Origin of the sequence: Parafrankia discariae (assembly GCF_000373365.1) — a bacterium.
Taxonomy (GTDB): domain Bacteria; phylum Actinomycetota; class Actinomycetes; order Frankiales; family Frankiaceae; genus Parafrankia; species Parafrankia discariae.
Genome location: NZ_KB891260.1, coordinates 1 through 24600, shown reverse-complemented (window position 1 = coordinate 24600; position 24600 = coordinate 1). Strand labels below are relative to the sequence as shown.

Here is a 24600-nt window from a genome sequence, read left to right as displayed (position 1 = left end):
CGTTGCGCACGACCAGCCGGCGGCCACGGTCGTCACGCTGGTCAGCGAGCTCGGCGATGTAGGCGTCGACCTCGGCCTCCAACGCGGCCGCGAGCATCCGCCGGGCACCCTCCCGGACGATCTCATCGATCAGCGACGGGCTACCCGCCGAACCATCAGCGGGCGTGTTCTCCTCGGGGACTACCGTGAGCACGGGCGTGCCTTCCCGACCGACGCGCCAACGTCGGCCTGACTGAGACCCAAACCTCGATCACCGGGAAGGTACGCCCTCCCCAACCGATCCACAGGTCTCAACCATTGCTCGGCCGGCGTGTTCCCGCCGCACAAGACACATGACACACTCCGCACCAGCGTCGGTACAGACTGAAGCATCTTCTGCATGCATGAAGAAGACGGCCATGGCAGGCCAATACTTGACAGGGGGACAGTGGCGTGGATCCTCGTAGACGGGCGCGGGAGGCGTTCGCGACCCGCCTCTCCGAACTCATCGCAGATCGGGGAACTGATAACAGCAAGTTGTCCAGAAAGACGGGCATCCCCCGTCAGGTGATCGGCGACGCGGCGAACGGGAACTCGCTGCCATCCGCCACAGTGATCGCGCAGCTGGAGTCCGCTCTCACCTCAGGCGGGGAGGTAGTCCGCCTGTGGAAAGCAGCGAAGCTCGAGAAGACCAGCGAAGCCCTCGACCGTTCCCTGTCAGACGACGTGAGGCCGGACCAGGAGGACGAAACGGACAGGCGTACCTTCTTCGAGTTCACTGCCGCAGGCTTCCTAGCAGCCGACGCCTACCGCCGGCACGCGAACATCAAGATCGACCCGCTGACGCTCGAGGAACTCGACGACGCCCTCGCCCAGTACGCCACGCGGTTCACGACGACTCCGCACGGCCAACTCGCACCTGAGATCTCGGAGACGTGGAAGAGCGCCGAGACGCTCCTCGCCGCCGGCGCCCGACCACGAGCACAGGCACAACTGACCAGAGTGGCCGGGTACTCCGCCTACTACCTAGGCCGGCTGGCGTTCAACACCGGAGACAGCACCGCCGCGCGCCGGTTCATCCGCCTCGCGGCAGAGCACGCCCAGGAGATCGACGATCCGATTCTGACCGGCTCGGTGTGCGAGATGTTCTCCACGCTTGCGTACTACAGCCACCAGTACAGGGCCGCAGCGGACTTCGCCCGGCGTGGCTTCGCAGCGTCCGGCACCCACCCCTACGTCGCCGCGCGCCTCGCCTCCCACGAGGTGCGAGCCCAAGTCGCCCTCGGCGACGAGGCATCAGCACGAGCAGCGCTCGCATTGATGACCGAGCACGTCGCCATCAGCCCCCCGATGCCGGGAGCCTCACCGTTCGGTCCCGCGAACGCCGATCAGACAACTGCACGAACACTCGCCCTCCTCGGGCACGGCGATGCGGCCGAGCCCCTGGCTCGCGCATCCGTCGAGGCCTACGACCGGACAGGCGGCGGATTCGAGGATCGGGGAAACGCCACGCTCAACCTCTCCTGGGCGCTGCTGCTCCGGCCCAGTCCCGAACCCGAGGCCGCTGCCGCACTGGCGCAGCAGGTCCTGAGCGCGGTCGATGTGACCCCCACCTTCTCCGTCATGGACAAGATCGTCGATGTGGATCGGCGCCTGGACCGGTACGCGCAACTCCCCGGAGTTCAGGACTTCCGGGCGCAGCTCGCCGAGCGTCCACGCCTAGCCCTCGCGCGGTGAGCAACCTCACCGTTCCGACCGTCGTCACAGATCGACTCATCCTCCGCGGATGGCGCGATGAGGACATCGAGCCGTACGCGGCGATGAACGCCGATCCGGAGACGATGCGCTATCTCGACGGCGTCTGCGGGCTCGATGGCACGATCCGACTGGTCCAGCGGGCACGAGCGCTCTGGGCCCGCCGTGGTCATGGCATGTGGGCGGTCGAGGACCGGGCGACAGGTGAGTTCCTTGGCCGGGCTGGCACGTTCTACGGCGAGGGCTGGCCCGGTGTCGAGGTCGCTGTCTCCCTTCGCCGCGACCGGTGGCGTCAGGGTCTCGGTACGGAAGCCATTACGGCATCGATCAACTTTGGGTTCGACACGCTCGACGTCGACGAGCTGATCACCGTGACCCATCCGGAAAACGCCGGGATGAACGCGATCGCACGCAAGCTCGGGATGACCTTCCGGGAGGTTGCCGACGTGGGTCCGTGGCTCGCGAACAACGTCTACGCGATCAGCCGCGCCGAGTGGGCTGCTCACACAGGCTGAGACCGGCTGCGTACGAGCGTGAACCGCAGCCCTCGGCCCGGCGCCGCCAGTTCTTGGGAGTTCGGGAGGCGCCGGACCGGGACCTCATATGGACCCTTTTTCGCGTTCTGCGCAGCGTCGCCTTGGGCGGCATGGCCGGCGCTTCATCGTGTCCGGCATGGCCGCGCCGGCCCGGCTGCATGGGCCGCCGCCCCGCGGCGCGTACCGTCACCGTGGCCGTCCTTCGAACGGGCGATGTAGGCCCGGTTACCCGGGGGCGGCGGCCTGTCGGCCGGGCACTCATGCTCAGGTCAAGTTCTTCGGTGATGCGGGGACGCGCGCCGATCGGTGGGTGCGGCGGTCGCACTGGCATGGATGCCCTGCCCGGCTGCGGACGGTGGGCAGCCGGGCAGGGTGCGGACGACGACCGAGGTTCAGTGCGATGAAACCGCAGGTAGGCGGCCTGGAGTGTCTAGGTGTCGAGCGATATGGCCGGGCCTACGATGTTCGGGTAGTGGTTCATATTGTGGACGGTTTTGTCCACCCTTTTGACCTGCGGAAATAGCAAGGATTTTTCGATCATTGCTTGATCGTTATATGGCAACGAGTGTGGCAACGGCGTCACACGATCTCGGTGACGGCCTGTCTCGGACCCCGGTTTACCTGCGAGAACGGCGGAGTTGACCATCCGCTTTCCGGGTGGGAGGTCACGAGGCCCTGTGTTCACGGACGTTGCCACAAGGTATGGGCCCTGTATGGCAGCGGAGGTCGTCTGGCCCAGTCGTGTCGGTGCCATAACCTGCGACGGTGCTCAAGATCGAGCCTGGTAGGCCGTCCGCTTTTACGGCGGACAGTCGAGGATCTGTCGGTCGTGATCGGTGCAGACGCCTCTGTGAGGCCGCCGGTATTTGGTCTGCCGGCGGGGTGGGGTGCGTTTGTTGGCGAGGCCCAGTGGGCGCAGCTCGGCCTTGACGTTCTTGTGCTGCAGGTATCCGGTCTGTTCCCGGGTGTCGAAGGCGTGCAGGGTGGTGCGTGAACCGCATCCTGGCGAGCCTGATCGCTCGCCAGGTGCTGAGCCTCGTCTTGGCCGCCATCACGCCGTGCCTCGACTGGGCCGCTCCCGCAGGCCTGGTCCCACCGCCGCTGTTCGCGCCGATCGTGGTTGGCGGACGGCCACCATCATCCGAGCTGGGCTCCCGGCGCGGACCGGACGGGACGGGCGTTGGCGCGGAGGCATTTCCGTGATCACAGCGACGGCTCGACCCAGGCCCGGGCTCATCGCCATCACGTGTAGCGATGGCAGCTGTCTGCGCTAAGAGCGATCTTCGGGGCTGGTCCGTTCCGCGAGAGCTTGGCTGTGGCCGGCGCGGGTCCGTGCGGTGGCGCCGCGTCCTCGTCGGCCCGCTGCCCTTGTGCGCTGTGGACGATCGGATTTGTTCGATCTTGTGGGTGAGTGGCGTTCCCATCCGGCTCGGCAGTCCCGCTGGGGCGGCTGGCGGCCATGAGGTCGACATCCTCTGACGGAGGTCGCGCATGACCAGACGACTGCCGTAGAGAGGGCACGGAGCTCTCACCACGGTCCTTATTGCAAGATCTTCGCAATAGGAAGATAGTTGCAGTCTGGCTGCGCGGTCCGGCCGACCGACGGCTCCCTCCGGCTGGCCGCGCGTCTGGCTTGATCGCACGGAACCCCAGCGCAGCGGCTCCGTGTACGCGCCGCTGAACGGACGGGTCCTCGCGACAGGGTGCACGAGGTGACCGCAGGCCTGGCGGGTCGGACTTCGGCCCCGAGCCTGACGACCAGAGTTCCGCAACGAGGAGATGACACGTGGCTCACCCGGCGCCCGGCACCGTGGATCCGACGCTCGGGGCGCGGCTGGCTCAGTTCCGGCTGAGCCTCACGTCCGCGGACAGGCGTTCTCTCGTTGGCATGGGCGGCTTCATCGTCCTGCTGCATGTGGTCGGGTTCGTCGTCCTGTTCGCCCTGGTCACGCCGCACGACTACCAGCTCGGCGGCGACCATCCGGTCTTCACGGCCGGAGTCGGTGTCCTCGCCTATACCTTCGGTCTGCGCCACGCCTTCGACGCGGACCACATCGCGGCCGTCGACAACACCACCCGCAAGCTCATCGCGGACAACGCGGCCCGGGAGGCGGAAGGGCACACCGGGCAGCGTAAGCCGTTGTCGGTCGGGTTCTGGTTCTCGCTGGGCCACTCGACGATCGTGTTCGTGCTCGCGTTCCTGCTGTCGGTCGGTGTCAAGTCACTGGTCGGTCCGGTCGAGGACGACTCGTCCCGGCTGCACACGATCACCGGCGTCATCGGCCCGTCAGTCTCCGGGGTCTTCCTCTGGGTGCTCGGAGTCCTCAACCTTGTTGCCCTGATCGGCATCGTGCGGGTGCTCCGCGAGATGCGCCAGGGCCGTTACGACGAGCAGGAGCTGGAGCGACAGCTCGACTCCCGCGGCTTCATGAACCGGTTCCTGGGCGGCCTGACGAAGACGGTCACCAAGCCGTGGAACATCTACCCCATCGGGGTGCTGTTCGGGCTCGGTTTCGACACTGCCACGGAGGTCGGTCTTCTTGTGCTGGCCGGCGGTGCGGCGGCGTTCGACCTGCCCTTCTACTCGATCCTGGTGCTGCCGATCCTGTTCGCCGCCGGCATGTGCCTCATGGACACGATCGACGGTGTCTTCATGAACGCCGCCTACGGCTGGGCGTTCGCCCGTCCGGTGCGCAAGGTCTTCTACAACCTGACGATCACCACGATTTCCGTCATCGTCGCGCTCGTCATCGGAACCATCGAGCTCATCGGGGTCCTCGCTGACCGGCTCGGTATCGAGTCCGGGCCACTGGCCTGGATCGCCGGCATCAACCTCGACTACGCCGGCTACGCCATCGTCGGTCTCTTCTTCGTCTCCTGGGCTCTCGCTCTGGCCGTCTGGTATTTCGGCCGGATCGAGGAACGCTGGACCGGCGGTCAGACCGCTTCCTCGACCGGGCCGGTCTGAACGCGCCGTCCACCGGGCCCGGTCTGGCCGCATCGCGGAAACAGGTGGCTCTCCGGCACAGGCTGGTTGGTATCAGGATGTGCCGTGGGTGGGTCCTTCCGCCTGCCTCGGCTGGGTCTGGCCCGCGGTGACAGGGCCGCTGGTCCGGGCCCGCGCCCCGCGGAATAGTGACGGGACGGGGTGGCGGGCGGCCCCTATACCGTCGCGCAGCGCTGCCTGGGCGGTGCGGCGTTCCTCGCCGGTGAGCCGGTCGATGTACAGGGTGCCATCGAGGTGGTCGGTCTCGTGCTGGAAGCATCGGGCGAGCAGGCCGCCCGCCTGGTAGGTGATCGCGGCGCCGGTCGCGTCGAACCCGCGGACGGTGGCGCTGGCGGACCGGGGGGTCGGGTAGGCGTGGCCGGGCACGGACAGGCAGCCTTCGGAGCCGTGCTGTTCGCTCGGGCCGGTTTCCAGGACGGGGTTCACGACGACGAGTGGCCGGCGGGGGACGGTGATGTCGTCGGTGTCGTATTCGGTGTCGAAGACGAACACCCGCAGGCTGACGCCGACCTGGGGTGCGGCGAGGCCGACGCCGGGGGCGGCGTACATCGTCTCGATCATGTTGTCGACCAGGCGGCGCAGGGCGGTGTCGAAGGCGGTGACCGGCTCGGCCGGGGTGCGCAGGACCGGATCGCCGAGGGTGCGGATGGGCAGCAGGGTCATGCAACACTGTTGCATATGAGCCAGGCTGGTCGTGCCTCCCGTTGGCCTCGGCCTGGCGGGCTCCGGCTCGAAGGCGGTTGCTGGAGGATGGCCTTGATGTCGGTGGAGGTCCGGGAGGTCCGGTTTCGGTGAGTGGAGGCGGTCTGATCGCGGCGCCTGACGTGGATACCGGAGAGGGCCCGGTCGGCGCGGGGGTCGCGGCGCTGCGGCGGCGCGGCGAGCGGGTCACTCCGGCCCGGCGGGCGATCCTGGAGGTGCTGAGCGCGACGCCGGAGCACTTGTCCGTCGACGATGTACTGGGCCGGGCGCTGGAGATCTCGCCGGGGCTGCATCGCACCACGGTGTACCGGGCGATGGAGACGCTCGGCGAGCTGGGGCTGGTCACGCATGTGCACACCGACCACGGGCCGGCCTTCTACCATCTGGCCGAGTCCCTGGCCGGCGGGCGGCATCTGCACGTCCGCTGCCGGGTCTGCGAGCGGATCGTGGACGTGCCCGCGGACCTGCTGGAGGACGCCGCCCGCCGGCTCCGCGACAGCGTGGGCTTCGTCCTGTTGGCCGACCACACGGCGCTCGCGGGTCTGTGCGCTCAGTGCGCGCAGGCTGGTGGGGTGCCGCAGGCCGGAGGAACGTCGCCGGACGGGGCCGGGTAGCGGTCGCCCGTTCCGTGCGACCGTGCCCGGCGACACACCGCACCTGGCGGTCATCTGGTGGGTCTGCCCGCCCTGGGGGCAGCTGAGGCCGAGGCCACGGCGAGGAAGCGGTCCGGAAGGTCGAGGACCTGCGTGGTGTGCCATCCGGCGGCGCCGAGCAGCGCGGTGAGCCGCTTAGGAGCGAGCAGATGGTCCTGGGCGTCAAGACCGCTGTGCACCTCGATCGTCTCGAAGGCGAGATCCCCGGGGGTGGAGGGGATACCACTCCGGCGGAGGATCTCGACCACGGCCGGGGCGGGCACTGGCAGTGTTCCGTGCGCGGCCGAGGTCACCCCGAAGCCGGTGACGACGCTGGAACAGGAGCCGCGGGCCACGCCGAGGGCGTCGAGCGCGGCGGCGACGCCGACCACGTCGATGATCGCGTCGAGGGCGCCGACCTCGTGGAAGTGCACGCGGTCAACCTCGATGCGATGGACGTGCGCCTCCGCCTCGGCGAGCACAGCGAAGATCTGCAGCGCCCAGGACCGGACACCGGCCGCCAGCGGCGCGGCGGACAGATGATCGCGGATCCACGAGTAGCGGCGGTGCGCGGGGCCGACCTGCGCCCGCACCCGCGCGTAGGTCCCGGCCAGGCCCCCGCGCGTCGCCGGTTCGACGTCCAGGGACCACCCGTCGAGCCCGAGCAGATCCAGCTGCCCGCGTACCGCGTCCAGCGGAGCGCCGGCGTCGAGGAGGGCGCCGAGTGCCATGTCACCGGCGGCACCCGCTGTCGCGTCCCACCTGACCAGGAGGCCGGCGTCCGCCGAGGAGCTCGTCACAGGTGCGATTCTGTCGCATCTGGCCCGTGATCCGTGTGCCGGCCGGGTGGTCCGTATTCCCCACCCGGCCGCGACGGAGCCAGGGACCTACGCAGGGTCAGACCGAGGCGATCTGCTTGGCGTTCGCGTAGCGGGCGGCGACGTCGGCCCAGTTGACGATGTCCCACAGGGCGGTGACGTAGTCGGCCTTGACGTTCTTGTACTGCAGGTACCAGGCGTGCTCCCAGGCGTCGAAGGCGAGCAGCGTGGTGTTGCCGATGCCGACGTTGCTCTGGTGGTCGTAGACCTGCTCGACGAGGAGACGTCCGGAGAGCTGGTCGTAGGCGAGGATGCCCCAGCCGGAGCCCTGGACGGTGGTGGTGACGGCGGTGAGCTGGGCCTTGAAGCTGTCGAAGGAGCCGAAGGACTCGGCGATGGCGTCGCCGAGGGCGCCGTCGGGCTTGTCGCCGCCGTCGGGGGAGAGGTTCTGCCAGTAGATGCTGTGCAGGATGTGGCCGGAGACGTTGAACGCGAGGGTCTTCTCCAGGCCGACGATCGCGCCGAAGTCGCCCTTGTCGCGGGCTTCGGCGAGCTTGTCGAGGGTGGTGTTGGCGCCGGCGACGTAGGTCGCGTGGTGCTTGTCGTGGTGCAGTTCGATGATCTGGCCGGAGATCGCCGGCTCCAGCGCGGCGTAGTCGTACTGCAGATCGGGCAACGTGTAGACGGCCACGTGATGTCCTTCGCTGTGAGTGGTGGGATGTCCGGCGCGGCGGACATGTCGGACGCGGTCGGCGTCAGACGGGATCGGTGACGTAGGCGTTGCGGATCGCAGCGAGCAGATCCCGCGGCCCGGTGTCGGGTGCGGAGCGGTCCGCGAGGTGGTCGAGGGTGATCCCGCACAGGGTCGCGAGGCCGAGGACGAGTTCCGCCATCGCCGCGGCAGGGTTCTCGCGTTCGGCTCCGTCGACCATGACGCGCTGGACGGCGGTCCAGAAGAACGCGGGGTCCCTGGCGGAGTCGGTGTAGGCGGTCATGATCTCGATCGCCACCGGCAGGCACGCGGCCATCGGGTCGGTAGGGACGATTCCCACGGATCCTGCTCCCCTCGGTCGGCCTGCGACTGAACAGTAGTTGCCTATGATTCGCAGCTGCAAACTAGGGGCCTGTCAGGGGGTGTTGTGGCGGTCGCGCCTTGTGGAAACTGCCACGTAGGGCGTTTGATCGCGAACCATCCGCGACCCTTGTCGGTTCGACATGCAACCATGTTGCGTGTGGTCGTGTCTTCGCTTCCGGCGGTCGGCGGTCTCGCGTGTCCTGGTGACCGCGGGCACTACTGGTGGGAGCGGATTCCGTGTGCGCGGGCGGTGCCGTGACGGGTCGACATCCCGTCCGCGTCGCGCCGCATCCGACTTCGCCGCCAGCGGCGAAGTCGGCGGGTCGGGCGCAGGCCGGTGTCGCGGAACTGCGCAGCCGTGGCGGACGCGCCGACGTTCCTTCGGCCTGTTGGGCGAGATCGTCCTCAGCTGGGGCCGTACAGTCGTCGCCCGTGGCCCGTTACGCGCACGATTGCTCGTGATCTGGCGTGTCGTGTGCGGTCCGGGGAGCTGCCGGCGGGTGCGGAGCTGCCAGGGGTGCGGGAGTACGCCCGGGTGCTGGGGACGACGTCGTCGACGGTGGTGCGGGCGTATCGGTATATGGCAGACGGTGCGGTGATCACGCGGGCGGATCGGCGGCGGGCGCGGGTCGCGGGGGAGGGTGCGATCGCGGCGGCGCGGCTGCTGGAGCCGGAGCGGGTGTTCCGGCTGGCGGGCAGCGACGATCCGGCATTGGGGGTTCTGCTCGCTCGGCTTGGCGCCTTGGTCGAGCCGGTGGGGGTGCGGGGGAGCTTTCCGGGGCTGCGGGCGCTCGCGCGAGGTGAGGCTGACGGCGCGGTGATCCATCTGCGTCATCGGGACGGTGTGTAACAACGAGGCGTTCGTGCGGGCGTTGCTGGGCCGCGATGAGCCGCGTCTGCTGCATCTGTGGCGGCGCGAGCAGGGCCTGATCGTCCCTGCGGGAAATCCGCGTGGGCTGGCCTCGGTCGCCGGGATCAGCGGCCTGCAGGTCGTTCGACGCGAGATGGGGGCGGGCACAAGGGCGCTGCTTGATCAGCTGCTTCTTGCTGTGGGGATCGCCCCGAGCGCCGTTGCCGGGCCGGCACTGTCCTCGCACATGGAGATCGCGTTCGCAGTTGCCCTGGGGATGGCCGACGTGGGGGTGGGGGTACGGGCGGGGCTGGCGGATCTAGGGCTGGAGTTCGTCCCGCTGCTGTGGGAGCCGTACGAGATCGCTCTCGGACGGGAGGCGTTGGGCGCGGTCCAGCCGCTGCTCACCGCGCTGCGGGACCCGGAACTTCACCAGGTGGTCACGGCGCTGGGTGGCTATGACCTCGCCCACGCCGGCGCAGTCCGGCCGGTCGGCCCGGATCATGCACACGAGAGATAGCCCTGCGATTGTTGGTCCGGACAGTGGTAGCACAGACCGACATCGAAGATCATTCTAGGTGGGTTGAGGTGGGAAGAACAGTCTGCACCTGCGGTATGTGATGACCTTCCTTCCGTATGTGCGTAGCGAGGCGGAGAGTGAGGCAGGGTTCGGCTCGGTTCCGGGGGCAGTGATCGGTATCCCGGAGGAGTCGGCGGGCCGCCGTCCGTGGCTGACCCCGGGTGGGGGGTATCGGGACGGCGAGTTTCCTCGCCGACGTTGGGCACGAGGTGCCTACCGCGCTGATGGCCGGTTTCGTCACCCCGCCCCTGGGCGCGCCCGCCGCCTCCCTGGGGGTGATCGAGGGCATCTCGGACGGGCTGGCAGGTGCGGGCCGGTTTGTCGGTGGAGCGCTGGCGGATGACCGCCGGCGGCGCCGGACGGTCGCGGTCGGCGGCTACACCACCACCGCCGTACTGTCCGCACTGATCGGGGTGACCACGTCGGTGGTGCAGGCGGGGGATGTTGCGCGGCGCGGCGCGGCGTGGGCGGCTCGCGGGCTGCGGGTCCCGGCCCGTAACGCGCTGCTCGCCGACGTGGTACCCGCCAGCGCCTACGTCTGGGCCTACGGGTTCGAGTGGACCATGGACAATCTTGGCGCGATCGTGGGCCCGCTGCTCGCCCTCGGCCTGGTGTCGCTGGTCAGCGTGCGCACCGCGATGCTGCTGTCGATTGTTCCAGGGGTGCTGGCCGCAGTCGCGATTGTCTACGCGATCCGGCAGGCGAAGCTGCCCCGGGCCGGTGAACGTCGCCGGCTGCGGTTCAAGGTCCGACCGGTGCTGTGCGGGCAGCTTGGGCGGGTGCTGGCCGGGTTCACCGCCTTTGAGTGAGAACGGGTTGTGCGAACCGATCTGGGGTCCGAGCCGCCCCTCCGGCCTCGCGGTGATCTTTATCGGGCAAAGGGCCATTTATGAGAATCGTCATCTGTGCGTCTCTGGTCTGGGGCGCGGGCGGGCGGCACACTCGGTCACGTGTCGTCTTCCGATATCGGCTTCCGTAGGGAGTGCGCCCGTGCTGAGGAGTGAGCCGTGAGCACGGCATCGCCTGCCGCCGGCGTCCCGGACGAGTTGCGGCGTCGCCTCGGGGTGCCCGACGCCGTGGTGATCGGTCTCGGGTCGATGCTCGGTGCGGGGATCTTCGCCGCTCTCGCCCCGGCGGCACACGCGGCCGGCTCCGGGCTGCTGCTCGGGCTGGCCCTGGCCGCCGTGGTCGCGTACTGCAACGCGACGTCCTCCGCCCGGCTGGCCGCTCGGTATCCAGCCTCGGGCGGCACCTATGTCTACGGGCGCGAGCGGCTCGGTGCTTTCTGGGGCTATCTCGCGGGGTGGGGGTTCGTCGTCGGCAAGACCGCCTCCTGCGCCGCGATGGCCCTCACCGTCGGGTCGTATGTGTGGCCTGGCCAGGCACACGCGGTGGCGGTGGCCGCCGTGGTGACACTGACCGCCGTGAACTACGCCGGGGTGCAGAAATCCGCCTGGCTAACCCGCGCGATCGTGGCCGTCGTCCTGGTGGTCCTCGCCGCAGTGGTCCTCGCAGCCCTCACCTCCGATGAGGCCGATGCTGCGCGGCTGAGTATCGGCGGGGACGCCTCCTTCGGAGGGATACTGCAGGCAGCGGGTCTGTTGTTCTTCGCCTTCGCCGGCTACGCGCGCATCGCTACCCTCGGTGAGGAGGTCCGCGACCCGGGTCGGACCATTCCCCGGGCCGTCCCGCTTGCGCTCGCCATCACCCTGCTCGTCTACACAGCTGTCGCTGTCGCCGTTCTCGCGGTGCTGGGGCCAGGGCGGCTGGCCGATGCCACCGCGCCGCTGTCGGATGCTGTCCGGGCCGCCGGCGCGGGCTGGCTCGCGCCGGCGGTGCGCGTCGGCGCGGCAGTGGCCGCGCTCGGCTCGCTGCTGGCACTCATCCTCGGCGTCTCCCGCACCACCCTGGCGATGGCCCGGGACCGGCACCTGCCCCACGCCCTGGCCGCGGTCCACCCAAGGTTCGGGGTGCCGCACCGGGCCGAGCTCGCCGTCGGCGCCGTGGTAGCGGTCCTCGCGGCGACGGCGGACGTGCGCGGGGCGATCGGGTTCTCCTCCTTCAGCGTGCTGGCCTACTACGCCATCGCCAACGCCTCCGCCTGGACCCTGCCTCCGGACGAGGGCCGCCCGCACCACCTGATCCCTGCCCTCGGGCTGGCCGGCTGCCTCACGCTGGCTTTCGCCCTGCCACCGACCTCCGTGATCGCCGGGGTCGCGGTGCTGGCCGTGGGCGCCGCCGCCTACGGGATACGCCGCGCGATGGCCCCCTGACCCAGCACGACACGGCTGCTCGGGCGCGCAACCGCAGGTGTACCTCTGGCTCACGGGACGGTATCGGCACCCGCGATACGCCTCGACGGCAGAGGGGGACCTCGTATGACACAGCTCGGTACCTGGCAGGCCCGGCTGACCTCGACCAACGCGCCCGCCGCGGTCTTCCTCTTAGCCGCGCGCCCCGCAGACTCCCAACGCGGTTCCTACAGGGTGTCGTCGCCGAGGACTTCGCGGGCCAGCTCCGCCAGAGCCTTGCGGTCCTCCGCGAGAGCCCGCCTCCCGACCTCGGTCGCCCGGTAGACCCGCCGGACCCGGCCATCCACGACACGCTGGTCGGAGGTCAGCAGCCCGTCGGCTTCCAGTCGATGCAGCGTCGGATACAGCGTGCCGGGGCTGATCTGATAGCCGTGGCGGGCCAGCTCCTCGGTCATCCACGCGCCGTGGATCTCCCCCTCAGCCGCGTGGTGCAGGATGTGCAGCCGCACCGCACCCCGCTGAAACTCCCGCACCCCTGGCCCACCTCCGACAGCGACGAAACCGATATCGGCATCCGACCCTACGCCCGGGCGAGCCTCGCGTCCGGGCGGGCCGCGGCGTGAGGGTCATCGGGGGGCGGGCAGGGAGTGATGCCGGGAAGCATGCTGGCGATCAGGGTCCGGACCCCGTCAACCTGATCGAGGCAAGATCTTATAGGAGCTACTGAGCCGGTTGTTCAGCGTCGCCATCCAGCCGGTCTGGGTTCTGCTCGGGTGGGTTGATCCAAGCCGGTGTTGGTCGCGGCGGTGGTGCTGTGGCTCGATGCGTTCTCGGTCACCAGGTGCTGCCAGGACCTGCCGATCAGCGCCGGTAGTAGCACCGAGTGGCCCAGGCTGGAGACCGGGAACAGCTCGGTGATTCCTTGCAGGAGTCCGATGACGCCCGCTTGCAGGTAGGTCGGCTCATACACGGCCACGTCTCCGTCTCTCGCAGTGGGCCGCCCGCAAGCCATTTGGATGTTTCGAGCGCTCCCGGGCCTGCTGCAGCCCGTCGGCTGTTCCGTCTCGTCGGGGGTTCATGTGGTGTCGAAGCAGCCGTCGAACTCGAACACCGGGTTGACCACGGTGCTGCCGGTGGTGGTGCGGATCATAAGTGGGCCGACGATTTTGGTGGGGCCGCCGGCCTGGTAGCAGCCGTTGGAACGGACCTGGAGTTCGAACTTGCCGTTCTGGGCCTTACCGGTCCCGTCGGTCCAGCCGACCATGCAGATCCAGTCGCTGCCGGCGCCCTTGTCGTGGGTTCCGGGGGTGTTGCGGTGGCAGGTGGGTGTGGCGGCGACGGCGGACGCGGTGAGTCCGGGGTGGCCGAGCAGGGTCTGCTGCTGGACGTACAGGTTGGAGAAGACAGGGCCGATCGAGCCCTCGACGCGGGGCCGGGTGACATCGGTGCCGCAGCCGGCCAGGGCGGCGGTCAACACGGTCGCGGCGCCGGCGGCGACGGCTGCCCGGAGCAGCCGGCCGGGGGTGAGACGGCGCATGGGGTCAGCCTCCGGTGATGTCGCGGCGGCGCAGCCCCGTGTAGGCGACGGCCAGGCAGATGAGGATGTACCCGGCGCTGACGAGGGTGCCGTCGCGCAGCGGGCCGTAGTAGGGATGGGCGGCGAGCAGGCCGTGCCAGGCGTCGAACGGGGTGACGAGTAGCAGGTGGCGGATGGCGTCGGCGCCGTTGAGGAACGAGTAGAGCTGCATGACCAGTCCGAGGACGATCGGGCCGACGATCCCCATCGGGCTGCTGCGGGTGAGCACTGACAGCAGGATCCCCAGGGCGGTGAAACCGAGCAGGGGCGGTAGCGCGCTCGCCCAGGCGGCGAGGACCAGCCCGGCGGTGCGGCCCGAGGGCAGGAGGGTTCCGGACAGGCTTTCCAGCGGCTGGTGGCCGACGAGGAGCACGCCAGCGGCCAGGCAGCCCAGCGCGAGGACGGTGAGGACGAGGGTCGCGAAGGTGGCGGCGGCCAGGGTTTTGGCCCAGAAGATCTGGGTGCGGCTGTGGGAACGGGTCAGGATCGTCTTCCAGGTGCCGTGCTGGTCCTCGCTGGCGAAGATGTCTCCGGCGACGAGGCTGGTGAGCAGCGGGAAGACCCACTGGGCGGCGAAACCGAGGATCATCAGCGGGGTCGCGAAGCCGCTGGCGTGGACCCACCGGCCGTACAGGGTGTCTTTCGGCAGCCGGTCTTGGCGGTTCAGGAGCACCACGAACACGAACGGCGCGACCAGGCAGACGCCGAGCGTGGCGCGGGTGCGGGCCTGGGCGGCGAGTTTCGTGATCTCCCACCGGTAGGCGGTGACGACCCGGCCCCGGCCCACCAAGGCGGGCGGCACCGGGGCTGTGGCGGTGGTGGCTGGGGTGGTCACGAGGTCACTCCGGTGAGGGTGTCCGGCTGGGGTTGGGCGGGCACGTCGAATCCGGCCGCCGGGTCGGTTTCGGTGAGCATGAAGAACAGCGACTCCAGCGGCGCGACCTCCAGGTGAAGGGCCCGTACCGCGAAGCCGGCCCGCCCGAGGGCGATGATGTAGGCGTCCGCGTCGGCGGCCTGGGCGCGCAGCGCCAGGCCGCCGTCCGGGTGGGCGGAGACGGCCACAGTCTGATGGTCGGCGGCCAGGCGCAGTGCCTGGGCGTCGTCGTTGGTCATCAGCCGATGGGACGGGTCGGGGGCCTGGGCGCGCAGCTGGTCGATCGACCCGTGGTAGACCACCCGGCCGGTGCGCATGATCGTGACGTTGTCGCAGATCTCCTCGACCTCGTCCATGTTGTGGCTGCTCAGCAGCACGGTCAGCCCCCCGGCGGCAAGCCGTTTGACCAGGGCACGCATGTCCCGAATGCCGGCAGGGTCCAGGCCGTTCGCCGGCTCGTCGAGGACGAGTAGCCGCGGGTCGCGCAGCAGGGATGCGGCTACCCCGAGACGCTGACGCATCCCGAACGAATAGCTCCCAACCTTGTCCCCCGCCCGCCCGGCGAGGTCGACCACATCAAGGACCTCGCCGATACGGCTGTCCGCGCCGCCACCGTCCAGGCCGGCCAGCAGGTTCAGGTTCCGCCGGCCGGACAGGTAGGGGTAGAACCGCGGACTCTCGATGAACCCGGCGACCCCATCCAACATCGCCGGACCCGCATCCCCCCAGGTCCGGCCGAACACCCGCAGCGTCCCGGCGTCTGGACGGATCAGCCCGAACAGCATCCGCAGGAACGTCGTCTTCCCCGCGCCGTTCGGGCCGAGGATCCCGTACACCTCCCCGACGTCCACCCGCAGATCCACATGATCCACCGCGGTGAGGCCACCGAACCGTTTGACCAGCCCGGAAGCCTCCACCGCCGGAACACCGACCGCCATACGCCCTCCCGTCGAACATCCACACGTCTACTACTCGATGAATAGTAGACCGTCGTAGATGCGGCGGGTGGCGGGGCCAGCATCGCCGAAGGGCGCGGCCGCCGTGGAGCCTTCGCGCGTCACGCTCGACGACCAGACCCTTGTACTATCAATCCAGTAGTAGCGAGGAGGGTGGGAATGGCGCGGAAACCCAGGCGCGAACCGGGAACACTCGAGCGCGAGGTGCTCGCCGCGATCGCGGCGGCCGGACGCCCCCTCACCCCGGCCGAGACCCTCGCCGAACTCGGCGAACCCCTGGCCTACACCACGGTGATGACGACCCTCGCCCGCCTGCACGACAAGGGCGCCCTGACCCGGACACCCGCCGGCCGCACCTACACCTACGCCCCCGCCACCGACCCGGACACCCTCGACGCCGCGCTCACCGCCCGGCAGATGACCCGCCTGCTCGGCGCCGGCACCCACCGGGCCGAAACCCTGGCCCGTTTCGTCGCTGACCTGCGCCCGGAGGACGGACAGCTCCTCGCCGACCTCCTCGCCACCCCCCAACCGGACGCCGACGCCGACAGCACGGACGGCGGGCCACGGTGATGACGGCCGTCGCGCTCACCCCGTTCGTCACGAGTCTGCTGCTGGCCGTCGGCGGGGGCTGGCTCGGCCGGCGGCTGCGGCCCGCCGCCGCCACCCGGCTGCTCACCGCCGCCTGCCTGGTCACCGCACTGGCCACCGGCTTCGTCCTGTCCGTCGTGGCCTTCACCCTGCTCGCCCCAATACCGACGCTCGCCGCGTTCGGGCACTGGTCAGCAACGGTGGTCCGCGGCCATGACCCGCTGCCCGCTACCGCCGGGCTGCTGCCCGCCGTCGTCGTCGTCGGGCTACTCGCCGCCGCCGCCCGCCGGGCCGTCGCCGTCGGCCGGGACCTGGCCGCAGCCGAACTCACCTGCCGCCGACTCGGACCCGCCCCCACCGGCCTGGTCATCGTCGACGACGACCATCCCGACGCCTACACCCTGCCCGGACTCACCGGCCGCATCATCGTGTCCACCGCAATGCTGCGCGCGCTACCCCCCGACGAACGCCGCGTCCTGCTCGCCCACGAACACTCCCACCTCCGCCACCGCCACCACGCCTACACCCAGCTCGCCGACCTCGCCGCCGCCGCCAACCCGCTCCTGCGGACACCCGCCGCCGCCGTACGGCTCGCCGTCGAACGCTGGGCCGACGAAGACGCCGCCACAACCGCCGACAACCGCGCCGTCGTGGTCCGGGCCCTGGCCCGCGCCGGCATCGCCCGCTCCGGCACAGTGACCATGCCCACCGCGTCGCTCGGCGCCGTGGATACCGACCTCGCCCACCGGGCACGGGCACTGCGGGAGCCACCACCGAAACCGCAGCCCGCCCTGGCCCTCGCCCTCACCGCGCTCATCCTGGCCACCGCAGCAGCCGCCGTCGACACCTCCCACACGACCGAACACCGGTTCGAACACGCGCAAGCAACGTTCGCGCACCGGAGCTGACCGGTCGCACGCGGACCGAAGCGACGAGGCCCGACAGAGGAAACCGTGGATCATGTCTGACTGGCTCGTCGGACTCGCCATCGCCGTCGGCTGCCTGATCGCCAGCTGGGGACTGCTGGCCATCCTCGCCCGACGCCTCCCACCCGGCGTCCTGCGCGACCTCGCCGCCTTCATCCCCGACTGCGTCACCACCATCCGACGCCTCCGCAAAGACCCCCGGATACCCCGCCGCGCGAAAATCGCCATCCTCATCGCCGGACTCTGGGTCGCCAGCCCCATCGACCTCATCCCGGAATTCCTCCCCGTGATCGGCCCCCTCGACGACATCGTCATCGTCGCCCTCGCCCTGCGCTACGCCGGCCGACAGGTACCCCGCGACATCCTCCTCGCCGCCTGGCCCGGCGAAACCAAACTCCTCGAACGCCTCCTGGGGCCCGCCCACGCCCCCGAAACCGATCCTCCGCCTTTCACCAGCACACCGCCCTGACCGGGCCTGTCCAGGTAATGGCTCTGCCGCACATCCGGTGGTAGCCGAAGCGGCCCTGTGGGGCTCCAGAACCCCGATTTGGGCGGTGACCTGCGCGTTTGCCTGCTGGACTGGGCCTGTGTCGGGCAGGCTGGATGGTCGTGGTGTGGTCGCTGCTCTACGCCCTGACACGCAACACTCTCGGACTGATGCTGCTCCGAGTCCGCGGGGACACTGCGAAGGACGTCGAGCTCCTCGTCCTGCGACATCAGGTGGCGGTGTTGCGACGGCAGGTTCACCGGCCGGCGCTGGAACCGGCGGATCGGGTGATCCTCACGGCGCTGTCCCCGCTGCTGCCCCGGGCCCGCTGGGACGTCTTCTTCGTCACCCCGGCCACCGTGTTGCGCTGGCACCGTGACCTCCTCGCACGAAAATGGACCTACCCGCGCAAGTCGCCCGGGCAGCCGCCGGTCCGCCGGGAGATCCGCGAGCTGGTCCTGCGCCTCGCACGGGAGAACCCGACCTGGGGCCACCGTCACATCCAGGGCGAACTGATCGGGCTGGGCTACCCGGTCGGGGTGGCCACCGTCTGGCGGATCCTGCACCGCGCCGGTGTCGATCCCGCACCCCGTCGGGCCGACTCCTCCTGGCGCATGTTCCTGCGCGCCCAGGCATCCGGCATCCTCGCCTGCGATTTCTTCACCGTGGAGACGGTGGCTTCATACTGCTGCTCCTGATGTGGCCTTGTCTGTGTGGGTCAGGCGTGGCGAGTGTGAGATGATCTCTTGACAGGTGGCTTCGGTGTCCTGGTTCCAGGGGATGAGGATTCGCCGGTTCGGGGCGCGGCGGACGTCGAGGCGGCCCTTGTCGATCCAGCGGTAGACGACCTGGTCCTGGACGCCGAGGCGGGCGGCGGCCTGGGCGACGGTGACCTCACCGGGGTCGGGGGTGCCCGCGGGAGGGAATCGGTGGTTGACCCGGGTCCAGGCCACGGCGCGATCGGTGAAGGGCAGTCCGTGCGGGGTGGTGTGTCCCGCGGTGTTCAGTGCGGCGGCGATGTCGCCAATGGGCATGGTCGGCGTGAGGCCCTGGATGATCCTGGCTGTGGTGGACAGGGGCGCGGGCTGCCGGGGCGGGATGGCGCAGGTCAGCGTGTCGGTGGCGCCGGTGTGCCAGCGCACTCCCAGCCGGACGACGTCCGGGTCCGGCTCGGGCAGAACGGTGACGTCGCAGATCAGGGTCCGCAGGAGACGCTTGCGGTCGCGTGGGCTGGTCGTGGGCGCGTCCCACAGGGCGTGGACATCGGCGACGAGATTGTCAAGCTCAGCCCGGCCGGGCAGGGCGGGTAGCTGTCCGGTGACGTGGTCAAGGTGCGCTTCCGCCTCGCTGAGCGCGCGGAGTCTGGCCTCCCACCGGGTCTCCAGGCTGCGGGCGACCAGGCGGTTGTCCGGTTCGCAGGCGTGGAAGGCGCGTTCGGCGCGGGCCGCGTCATAGGCAGCGCGCTGAACGGTCAGCTGCGCGGCGCGCAGGGTGCGCCGGTGCCGGTCGGCGACCTCGTCGGCCGCGGCGAGGGTGAGCGCGACCTCGGCGGGAGTCAGCGCGGACAGCAGCAGGTCCGCGACAGCCTGGTCGACCACGCCGGCGGGGATGGCATGTCGGCAGGTCGGCGTCGGGTGGCGGTGGATCTCATCGATCGCGTTGCACAGATAGCGGGCGTCGCCGCGTCGCAGGTAGCGCACCCCGATGGTGGCACCGCACGACCCGCAGTTGATGATCCCCTGGCACAGGGCGGTGCCTTCCCGTGGCGGGCGGGCGCCCCGACGGGTGCGGTTGGCCCGCAGCCGCGTTTCGATCCGCAGGTAGTCCTCCCAGGTGACATAGCCGGGATGGTGATCGAGGATCAGTACCGGCCACCGCTCCCGTCCGAGCCGTTCGGTGGTGGTGCGCACCGTCCCGTCCGGCCTGACCTGGCTGCGCCCGACATGACGCCCGTACACATACGCACCGGCGTAGGCCGGGTTCGTCAGTACGCCCAGAACCCGGGCATTCGTCAGCGCGCCCCACACCAGTTCCCCGACGCGTGCCCCGCCGTGGACGCGCTGGGGGAACCGGCGTCCGGTGAACGCGGCGACCACCCGGAAGGCCGACCCGACCTGGTCGAACACCGCGAACACGTCCGCGACCGCGGCCTGCACCTCGGCGTCCGGGTCGATGACCGTCGCGCCGTCAGCGTCGTAGACGTACCCGATCGGCAGCGGTAGACGCAGTTCACCGCGCGCAGCCGCCGCGGTCTTGGCTGCCTGCAGCCGCCCGGCCAGCAGGTGCAGCTCGGCCTCGCTCATCGTTGCCTTCAACCCCAACACAAGGCGGTCGTTGAAGTCGGCCAGGTCGTAGACACCGTCCGCGTCGACCAGCAGCGTCCCGGTCAGCCGGGCCAGCTCCAACAGCCGCTGAAAATCCGCCGACGACCGGGACAACCGCGAGACCTCCAAGGCGAAGACCGCGCCGACCTCGCCGAGGCATACCCGGGCGCTCACCTCCCGGAACCCCGCCCGGTGCGCCGTGGCCCGCCCGGAGATCCCCAGGTCGGCGTCGATCACGACGATCCGGTCCGCCGGCCAGCCCAGCTGTCGCGCGGCGTCCGCCAACGCGTACTGCCGCGCCGTGGACTCGGTGTTTCCGACCACCTGCCGCAGCGAGGACTGGCGGACGTACACCACCGCCAACCGGTCCCGATGCGAGAACATGATCTTCGATGTGCCGTTCATGGCAGCCTTCCAGCACCGCAGTGGCCATGTTCGCCACCGCCATGACCCGCTCGACCGTGCGCCATAGATCGTTCATCCGCGTCACCGGCTCCCGCGCTGCCCGCGCCGCCCCCTTCACGGCGTACCCCACCGCCCTCCGGGCCGTGCTCGCACCGGCGGACAAGCGCATCGACCAGCGCCCTGAGCTCGACGAGAGCTTCCCCGGCAAGCCGATGGGACAACGGATCACCCCCACGATCGGTCCACGACTCGCGGACCAGGACCCGCCCGGTCGGGCCGCCTTCACACACGAAGACCACTACCCCACCACGGACGCTGACGCGCTCGACCCGCAGCGCCTCACCACACAGGGGATGAAACGGATGCGTGACCCGAACCGAATCCGAAAAGTCAACAAAGAACTTGGCACTATGCCGTGCCCGTCGACACCGTATTCCTCCAGCGGATCTACGTGTTCTTCGTCGTCGAGCACGCCACCCGCCGTGTTCACGTCCTCGGGGTCACGAAGCATCCAACCGCGGCCTGGGTCACCCAACGTGCACGGAACCTGCTGATGGACCTCGAGGAACGTGGCCACCGGTTCCGGTTCCTCATCCGTGACCGCGACACGAAATTTACGATTTCCTTCGATGCTGTCTTTGTCGGGGCCGGTATCGACGTGGTACGCACACCGCCGCAGTGCCCGCAGGCGAACGCGATCGCGGAACGCTGGGTCGGCACCGCCAGCCGCGAATGCACCGACAGATTATTGATCGTCTCTGAACGGCACCTGACCTCGGTCCTCGGCAGCTACGCCGAGCATTTCAACACCCACCGACCCCACCGCTCCCTCGGTCAGCACCCACCCGACCTGCCGCCCATGGTCACTCCGACCTCGGATTCCACCGTCCGTCGCACACGCATCCTCGGCGGGCTGATCAACGAATATCGCAACGCCGCCTGACGACACCCCCGGACGATCACGTCAGTTGCAAAAGTGCAGCTCACAGGCCGCACCCGGATTTTGAAGCCCCACAGGGTTTCGGCTGCGCTTCCCGACCACCCAGAGTGAGCCAGCGCCGGACCCCGGAGACTACAACGACAAGCAGGCCTGTCCAGCGGCATTTGAGCGCAATTCATTGGTCCATAATGAATACGAATCGGTTCGATGCACTGGTTGTCTGCGTTCTCGGCGCCTGCGAACATGGACCGTGACTGATCGTCGCTTTTCGAGAAACGGCCACCGGTGAATAACGGGAGCGTCCGAAGTGGACACGATCGGAACAGTCGAGGACATTCACGCCGCCGCCACGGCCCTGACCGGGCTCACCGATTTCGGCCCACCCGACTATCACGAGGGGCTTGACGTCGTCCTGGCCGCCTACCAAGACGAGGCCGACCTCACTCCGCTCGGCATCGCGATGGCCCGCGACGAGTTACGCGACATTCTGGTGGCCCGGCTGTTTAGCGAGGCTGGCTGGCGGCGCTATCCCGAGTACGCCGAGGTTCCGATCGAGCGGCCGGTATTCATCGTCGGCATGCCCCGCACCGGCACGACCACGCTGCACCGGCTGCTGACCGCCGATCCGGCCCACCAGGGCCTGGAACTGTGGCTGGGCGCGGCCCCGCAGCCACGCCCGCCACGCCCGAACTGGGCGAACGACCCGATCTTCCAGCTCGTCCAGGGAGCGATCCACGGATTCCTGGAGCGGAACCCGGGCTATCTCGGTATCCACAACCGGGACGCGGCGAAGGTCGAGGAATGCTGGCTGCTGACCCGCCAGTCGATGCTGTCGGCCTTCTTCGAGTTCACCGGGCACGTGCCGACTTACTCGAACTGGCTGGCCGGGCAGGACTGGACCGCCGCCTACGAGCGCCACCGGCGCAACCTGCAGCTGATCGGGCTGCCCACGCCCGGTCGGACCTGGGTGCTCAAGTACTCCGGCCACATGCTGTGCCTCGAAGCCCTGCTGGCCACCTATCCGGACGCGCTGATCGTGCACACCCACCGCCGCCCGGCCAGCACCGTACTCGGCTCGGCCTGCAGCATGGTGAGCAAGCTCGCGGCGGGCAAGTCCACCAGTTTCCACGGCGATGCGATCGGCCCGGCCCTGCTGGAGCTGGCCGAGCGCGCCCTGACCCGCTTCGCGGCGGACCGGTCCCGCCACGACCAGGCCCACTTCCACGACGTGGAGTTCGACGAGTTCATCGCCGATCCCCACGGTGTCGTCGCCGGGATCTACGCCCGGCTCGGCCGCCCGGTGCCCGAGCCCGCCCGCGCCGCCATGGCCGAGGTGCTCGCCGAGGACGACCGGCTGCGGTCCCACCGTTACGACCTGGCCGCGTTCGGCGTCACCGCCGAACAGGCCGACGCCCGCCTCGCGACTCTGGTCTGACCACCCACCACACCGAACCGAGGACATCATGACCACGACGGCGCCCTCCGGGACGACGGACGCGGCCCTGTCCCGCTGGGGCTTCTCCGAATGGATCACGCGAACCCGACAGACCGGCGAGTTCATCGACACCCCTGAGCTGGAAGGGGTCAACGACGCGGTCATCAGCGTCGACGGCCGCCCTATGGTCAACTTCGCCGGCATCGGCATCCTGGGCTGGCAGCACGACCCGGAGGTCCGCCGGGTCTTCGCCACCGCGGCGGCCGAGTACGGCCTGGTCGTCGGCGGTTCGCGGCTGGTCCAGGGCCTCTCCCAGCCGCACCTGGAGCTCGAGAAGCTCGTGGCCGAGATCACCGGCCAGGACAAGGCGCTCACCTTCGCCACCGGCCTGTTGGCCAACCTCGGTTTCGTCCACGCGATGAAGGCCCGGTTCTCGTTCGCCGACGAACCCGGGGTGAACAACGCCGACATGGTCCTGGTGCTCGACTGGGACAGCCACTGGAGCATGTGGAAGGCCGCCGACGGGTTCAAGTACGGACGCAACCTGTTCGCCTTCGAGCACAACGACGTCGCGGCGCTGCGAACGCTGCTGGCCGAGCTTGGCGACCGGCGGGTCGTGGTCGGTTTCGAGACGGTCTACTCGTCCGACGGCTCGATCGCCCCGGTGGGTGCGATCCTGGACGCCTGCGAAGAGTTCGGGGCGATCAGTTTCGTCGACGACGCCAACGGATTCATGGCCTACGGAAACGGAGGCCACCGGTTCGCGGAAGAATACGAGGCGCTGCGCCGCGCCACCTTCCGGATGGTGTCGTTCGGAAAGGCCGTCGGTCTTTCCGGCGGCGCCATCGCCGGGCCGGCGGACGCCATTGACGCCTTCCGTTTCCTGTCAGGCACGTCGATTTTCACGACGAACATCCAGCCGCCGACCGCCCAGGCCGTCACGCACGTGCTCGAGCGGATGCGACGCGACCCGTCGGTGATGGAGCGCTATCTCGACCGGATCGACCGGCTGCGCGGACGTCTGGCCGCGATCGGGTGCTCCATCAATCCCACGCCGACCTTCGTCACCTCCATCGCCGTCGGTTCCAACGAGACGGCTGTACGGGTGCGTCGGGACTTTCTCGAGCGCGGCTACCTGGTGCCGATGTTCGTCTATCCGGCGGTCCGGAAGAACGAGGCGGTGATCCGCCTGCTCGTGAACGATCGGCTGTCCGACGAGCAGCTCGACGGTTTCGTTGACACGCTGGCCGAACTCCGGACGATCCACGGCTTCTGACACCGCCCGGCCCGCCGCGGGCCGGTCCGAGGGCGCATCGGCGAAGTCCGCCATCACGCGGCTGCCGATCAGTCATGATCGGGTAATGCGTCGACGTCGTGTCCGTCCACCGGCTCCGACGTCGGAGTTCGCCGGGTTCCGGTTCCCACCCGAGGTGATTGTCCTGGCGGTGCGGTGGTACCTGCGGTACGCGCTGTCCTACCGGGACGTCGAGGAGCTGCTCGCTGAACGCGGCATCGAGGTCGATCACGCACGATCTACCGCTGGGTGCGCCGGTTCACCCCGCTGCTGATCGACGCGGCCCGGCCATGCCGGCACACACCGGGTGATCGTTGGTTCGTCAACGAAACGTATGTGAAGGTCGCCGGACGATGGACCTATCTGTACCGGGCCGTCGACCAGTTCGGCCAGGTCATCGACGTGCTGGCCTCCGAGAAGCGGGATCTCGCCGCGGCCCGCCGGTTCTTTACCCGCGCCCTGTCCCACGGCCGGCGGCCCGTCGAGGTGACCACCGACCGGGCCGCCTCCTACCCACGAGTCCTCGACGAACAGCTCCCCGCCGCTCATCACGTCGACGACCAGTACGCGAACAATCCGATCGAGGCCGACCACGGCCGGTTCAAG

23 protein-coding genes and 5 pseudogenes are annotated in these 24600 nt (G+C 69.5%); 17 read left to right on the top strand and 11 right to left on the bottom strand.

Annotation, left to right across the window (positions count from 1 at the left end):
- A pseudogene (locus B056_RS0129820) lies at positions 1–193 on the bottom strand (IS256 family transposase); the annotation flags it as partial.
- Positions 194–516: 323 nt separating this feature from the next.
- Between B056_RS0129820 and B056_RS0129815 the strand changes: the two are divergent.
- The 4 genes from B056_RS0129815 to nicT all read left to right on the top strand — a co-directional run bounded on the left by B056_RS0129815 (position 517) and on the right by nicT (position 5238).
- A complete protein-coding gene (locus B056_RS0129815; RefSeq protein WP_230203263.1) occupies positions 517–1716 on the top strand; it encodes a glycyl radical enzyme family protein in 1200 nt (399 codons plus the stop codon).
- Complete coding sequence (locus tag B056_RS0129810) at positions 1713–2249, top strand: GNAT family N-acetyltransferase (protein WP_018505508.1); 537 nt, start codon at positions 1713–1715, stop codon at positions 2247–2249. Before B056_RS0129815 ends, B056_RS0129810 begins: the two co-directional genes overlap by 4 nt.
- A gap of 1011 nt (positions 2250–3260) precedes the next feature.
- Positions 3261–3473 carry a hypothetical protein gene (locus B056_RS44975; protein WP_230203262.1) on the top strand — a complete coding sequence of 71 codons (213 nt, stop codon included), beginning with the start codon at positions 3261–3263 and terminating at the stop codon, positions 3471–3473.
- A gap of 583 nt (positions 3474–4056) precedes the next feature.
- The gene (gene nicT, locus B056_RS0129805; RefSeq protein ID WP_018505507.1) at positions 4057–5238 is read left to right on the top strand and encodes a Nickel transporter NicT; all 1182 of its coding nucleotides are present in this window, start codon (positions 4057–4059) and stop codon (positions 5236–5238) included.
- Between the two features lie 72 nt (positions 5239–5310).
- Here the strand turns inward: nicT and def are convergent, their stop codons facing one another.
- Entirely contained in the window at positions 5311–5940 is a 630-nt protein-coding gene (gene def, locus B056_RS38510; RefSeq protein ID WP_018505506.1) for a peptide deformylase, read from the bottom strand.
- Between the two features lie 161 nt (positions 5941–6101).
- Between def and B056_RS0129795 the strand changes: the two genes are divergently transcribed.
- The gene (locus B056_RS0129795) at positions 6102–6593 is read left to right on the top strand and encodes a Fur family transcriptional regulator (protein ID WP_018505505.1); all 492 of its coding nucleotides are present in this window, start codon (positions 6102–6104) and stop codon (positions 6591–6593) included.
- Positions 6594–6643: 50 nt separating this feature from the next.
- On the opposite strand, the gene larC is transcribed toward B056_RS0129795, so the two are convergent.
- The 3 genes from larC to B056_RS0129780 form a co-directional block, all read right to left on the bottom strand.
- The gene (gene larC / locus B056_RS38505; protein ID WP_018505504.1) at positions 6644–7411 is read right to left on the bottom strand and encodes a nickel pincer cofactor biosynthesis protein LarC; all 768 of its coding nucleotides are present in this window, start codon (positions 7409–7411) and stop codon (positions 6644–6646) included.
- 97 nt (positions 7412–7508) lie between these two features.
- The gene (locus B056_RS0129785) at positions 7509–8120 is read right to left on the bottom strand and encodes a superoxide dismutase (protein ID WP_018505503.1); all 612 of its coding nucleotides are present in this window, start codon (positions 8118–8120) and stop codon (positions 7509–7511) included.
- A gap of 64 nt (positions 8121–8184) precedes the next feature.
- Complete coding sequence (locus B056_RS0129780) at positions 8185–8481, bottom strand: hypothetical protein (RefSeq protein ID WP_018505502.1); 297 nt, start codon at positions 8479–8481, stop codon at positions 8185–8187.
- A 360-nt stretch (positions 8482–8841) separates the two neighbouring features.
- Between B056_RS0129780 and B056_RS44970 the strand changes: the two genes are divergently transcribed.
- The 4 genes from B056_RS44970 (at position 8842) to B056_RS0129765 (ending at position 12207) form a co-directional block, all read left to right on the top strand.
- Positions 8842–9354 (top strand): GntR family transcriptional regulator, encoded by a 513-nt coding sequence (locus B056_RS44970; protein ID WP_326828255.1) that lies wholly within the window; start codon positions 8842–8844, stop codon positions 9352–9354.
- Positions 9347–9874 (top strand): substrate-binding domain-containing protein, encoded by a 528-nt coding sequence (locus B056_RS44965; RefSeq protein WP_018505500.1) that lies wholly within the window; start codon positions 9347–9349, stop codon positions 9872–9874. Before B056_RS44970 ends, B056_RS44965 begins: the two co-directional genes overlap by 8 nt.
- 269 nt (positions 9875–10143) lie before the next feature.
- On the top strand, positions 10144–10743 hold the full coding sequence (locus B056_RS38490) for an MFS transporter (protein WP_230203261.1): 600 nt from the start codon (positions 10144–10146) through the stop codon (positions 10741–10743).
- A gap of 198 nt (positions 10744–10941) precedes the next feature.
- The gene (locus B056_RS0129765) at positions 10942–12207 is read left to right on the top strand and encodes an APC family permease (protein ID WP_026240287.1); all 1266 of its coding nucleotides are present in this window, start codon (positions 10942–10944) and stop codon (positions 12205–12207) included.
- 206 nt (positions 12208–12413) lie between these two features.
- Here the strand turns inward: B056_RS0129765 and B056_RS0129760 are convergent, their stop codons facing one another.
- The 5 genes and pseudogenes from B056_RS0129760 to B056_RS0129740 all read right to left on the bottom strand — a co-directional run bounded on the left by B056_RS0129760 (position 12414) and on the right by B056_RS0129740 (position 15574).
- The gene (locus B056_RS0129760) at positions 12414–12719 is read right to left on the bottom strand and encodes a PadR family transcriptional regulator (RefSeq protein WP_018505497.1); all 306 of its coding nucleotides are present in this window, start codon (positions 12717–12719) and stop codon (positions 12414–12416) included.
- Between the two features lie 275 nt (positions 12720–12994).
- A pseudogene (locus B056_RS44960) lies at positions 12995–13198 on the bottom strand (undecaprenyl-diphosphate phosphatase); the annotation flags it as partial.
- Positions 13199–13261: 63 nt separating this feature from the next.
- On the bottom strand, positions 13262–13723 hold the full coding sequence (locus tag B056_RS0129750; protein WP_018505495.1) for a hypothetical protein: 462 nt from the start codon (positions 13721–13723) through the stop codon (positions 13262–13264).
- 4 nt (positions 13724–13727) lie between these two features.
- Entirely contained in the window at positions 13728–14597 is an 870-nt protein-coding gene (locus B056_RS0129745; protein ID WP_018505494.1) for an ABC transporter permease, read from the bottom strand.
- Positions 14594–15574: an ABC transporter ATP-binding protein gene (locus B056_RS0129740; protein ID WP_018505493.1), complete on the bottom strand. Its 981-nt coding sequence runs from the start codon at positions 15572–15574 to the stop codon at positions 14594–14596. The genes B056_RS0129745 and B056_RS0129740 overlap by 4 nt, the downstream gene beginning before the upstream one ends.
- 177 nt (positions 15575–15751) lie before the next feature.
- Between B056_RS0129740 and B056_RS0129735 the strand changes: the two genes are divergently transcribed.
- The 4 genes and pseudogenes from B056_RS0129735 to B056_RS0129720 all read left to right on the top strand — a co-directional run.
- Positions 15752–16165, top strand: coding sequence for a BlaI/MecI/CopY family transcriptional regulator (locus tag B056_RS0129735; protein ID WP_018505492.1), 414 nt, complete (start codon positions 15752–15754; stop codon positions 16163–16165).
- Complete coding sequence (locus B056_RS0129730; RefSeq protein ID WP_018505491.1) at positions 16165–17091, top strand: M56 family metallopeptidase; 927 nt, start codon at positions 16165–16167, stop codon at positions 17089–17091. Before B056_RS0129735 ends, B056_RS0129730 begins: the two co-directional genes overlap by 1 nt.
- A 52-nt stretch (positions 17092–17143) precedes the next feature.
- Entirely contained in the window at positions 17144–17578 is a 435-nt protein-coding gene (locus B056_RS0129725) for a YkvA family protein (RefSeq protein WP_018505490.1), read from the top strand.
- Positions 17579–17676: 98 nt separating this feature from the next.
- Positions 17677–18273: pseudogene (locus B056_RS0129720) on the top strand (integrase); the annotation flags it as partial.
- A 3-nt stretch (positions 18274–18276) separates the two neighbouring features.
- Here the strand turns inward: B056_RS0129720 and B056_RS0129715 are convergent.
- Complete coding sequence (locus tag B056_RS0129715) at positions 18277–20325, bottom strand: recombinase family protein (RefSeq protein ID WP_018505488.1); 2049 nt, start codon at positions 20323–20325, stop codon at positions 18277–18279.
- Positions 20326–20746: 421 nt separating this feature from the next.
- On the opposite strand from B056_RS0129715, the pseudogene B056_RS0129710 reads away from it, so the two are divergent.
- The 4 genes and pseudogenes from B056_RS0129710 to B056_RS38485 all read left to right on the top strand — a co-directional run.
- Positions 20747–21268: pseudogene (locus tag B056_RS0129710) on the top strand (integrase core domain-containing protein); the annotation flags it as partial.
- Between the two features lie 304 nt (positions 21269–21572).
- Entirely contained in the window at positions 21573–22700 is a 1128-nt protein-coding gene (locus B056_RS0129705; protein ID WP_018505486.1) for a sulfotransferase family protein, read from the top strand.
- Between the two features lie 28 nt (positions 22701–22728).
- Positions 22729–23976, top strand: coding sequence for an aminotransferase class I/II-fold pyridoxal phosphate-dependent enzyme (locus B056_RS0129700; RefSeq protein WP_018505485.1), 1248 nt, complete (start codon positions 22729–22731; stop codon positions 23974–23976).
- Between the two features lie 85 nt (positions 23977–24061).
- Positions 24062–24600: pseudogene (locus B056_RS38485) on the top strand (IS6 family transposase); the annotation flags it as partial.

Excerpts from the sequence above, each read along its gene's own strand:
- def (WP_018505506.1), bottom strand. The coding sequence starts at position 5,940 with ATGACCCTGCTGCCCATCCGCACCCTCGGCGATCCGGTCCTGCGCACC.
- B056_RS0129750 (WP_018505495.1), bottom strand. The coding sequence starts at position 13,723 with ATGCGCCGTCTCACCCCCGGCCGGCTGCTCCGGGCAGCCGTCGCCGCC.
- B056_RS0129740 (WP_018505493.1), bottom strand. The coding sequence starts at position 15,574 with ATGGCGGTCGGTGTTCCGGCGGTGGAGGCTTCCGGGCTGGTCAAACGG.
- B056_RS0129735 (WP_018505492.1), top strand. The coding sequence starts at position 15,752 with ATGGCGCGGAAACCCAGGCGCGAACCGGGAACACTCGAGCGCGAGGTG.
- B056_RS0129730 (WP_018505491.1), top strand. The coding sequence starts at position 16,165 with ATGACGGCCGTCGCGCTCACCCCGTTCGTCACGAGTCTGCTGCTGGCC.
- B056_RS0129725 (WP_018505490.1), top strand. The coding sequence starts at position 17,144 with ATGTCTGACTGGCTCGTCGGACTCGCCATCGCCGTCGGCTGCCTGATC.
- B056_RS0129715 (WP_018505488.1), bottom strand. The coding sequence starts at position 20,325 with ATGAACGGCACATCGAAGATCATGTTCTCGCATCGGGACCGGTTGGCG.
- B056_RS0129700 (WP_018505485.1), top strand. The coding sequence starts at position 22,729 with ATGACCACGACGGCGCCCTCCGGGACGACGGACGCGGCCCTGTCCCGC.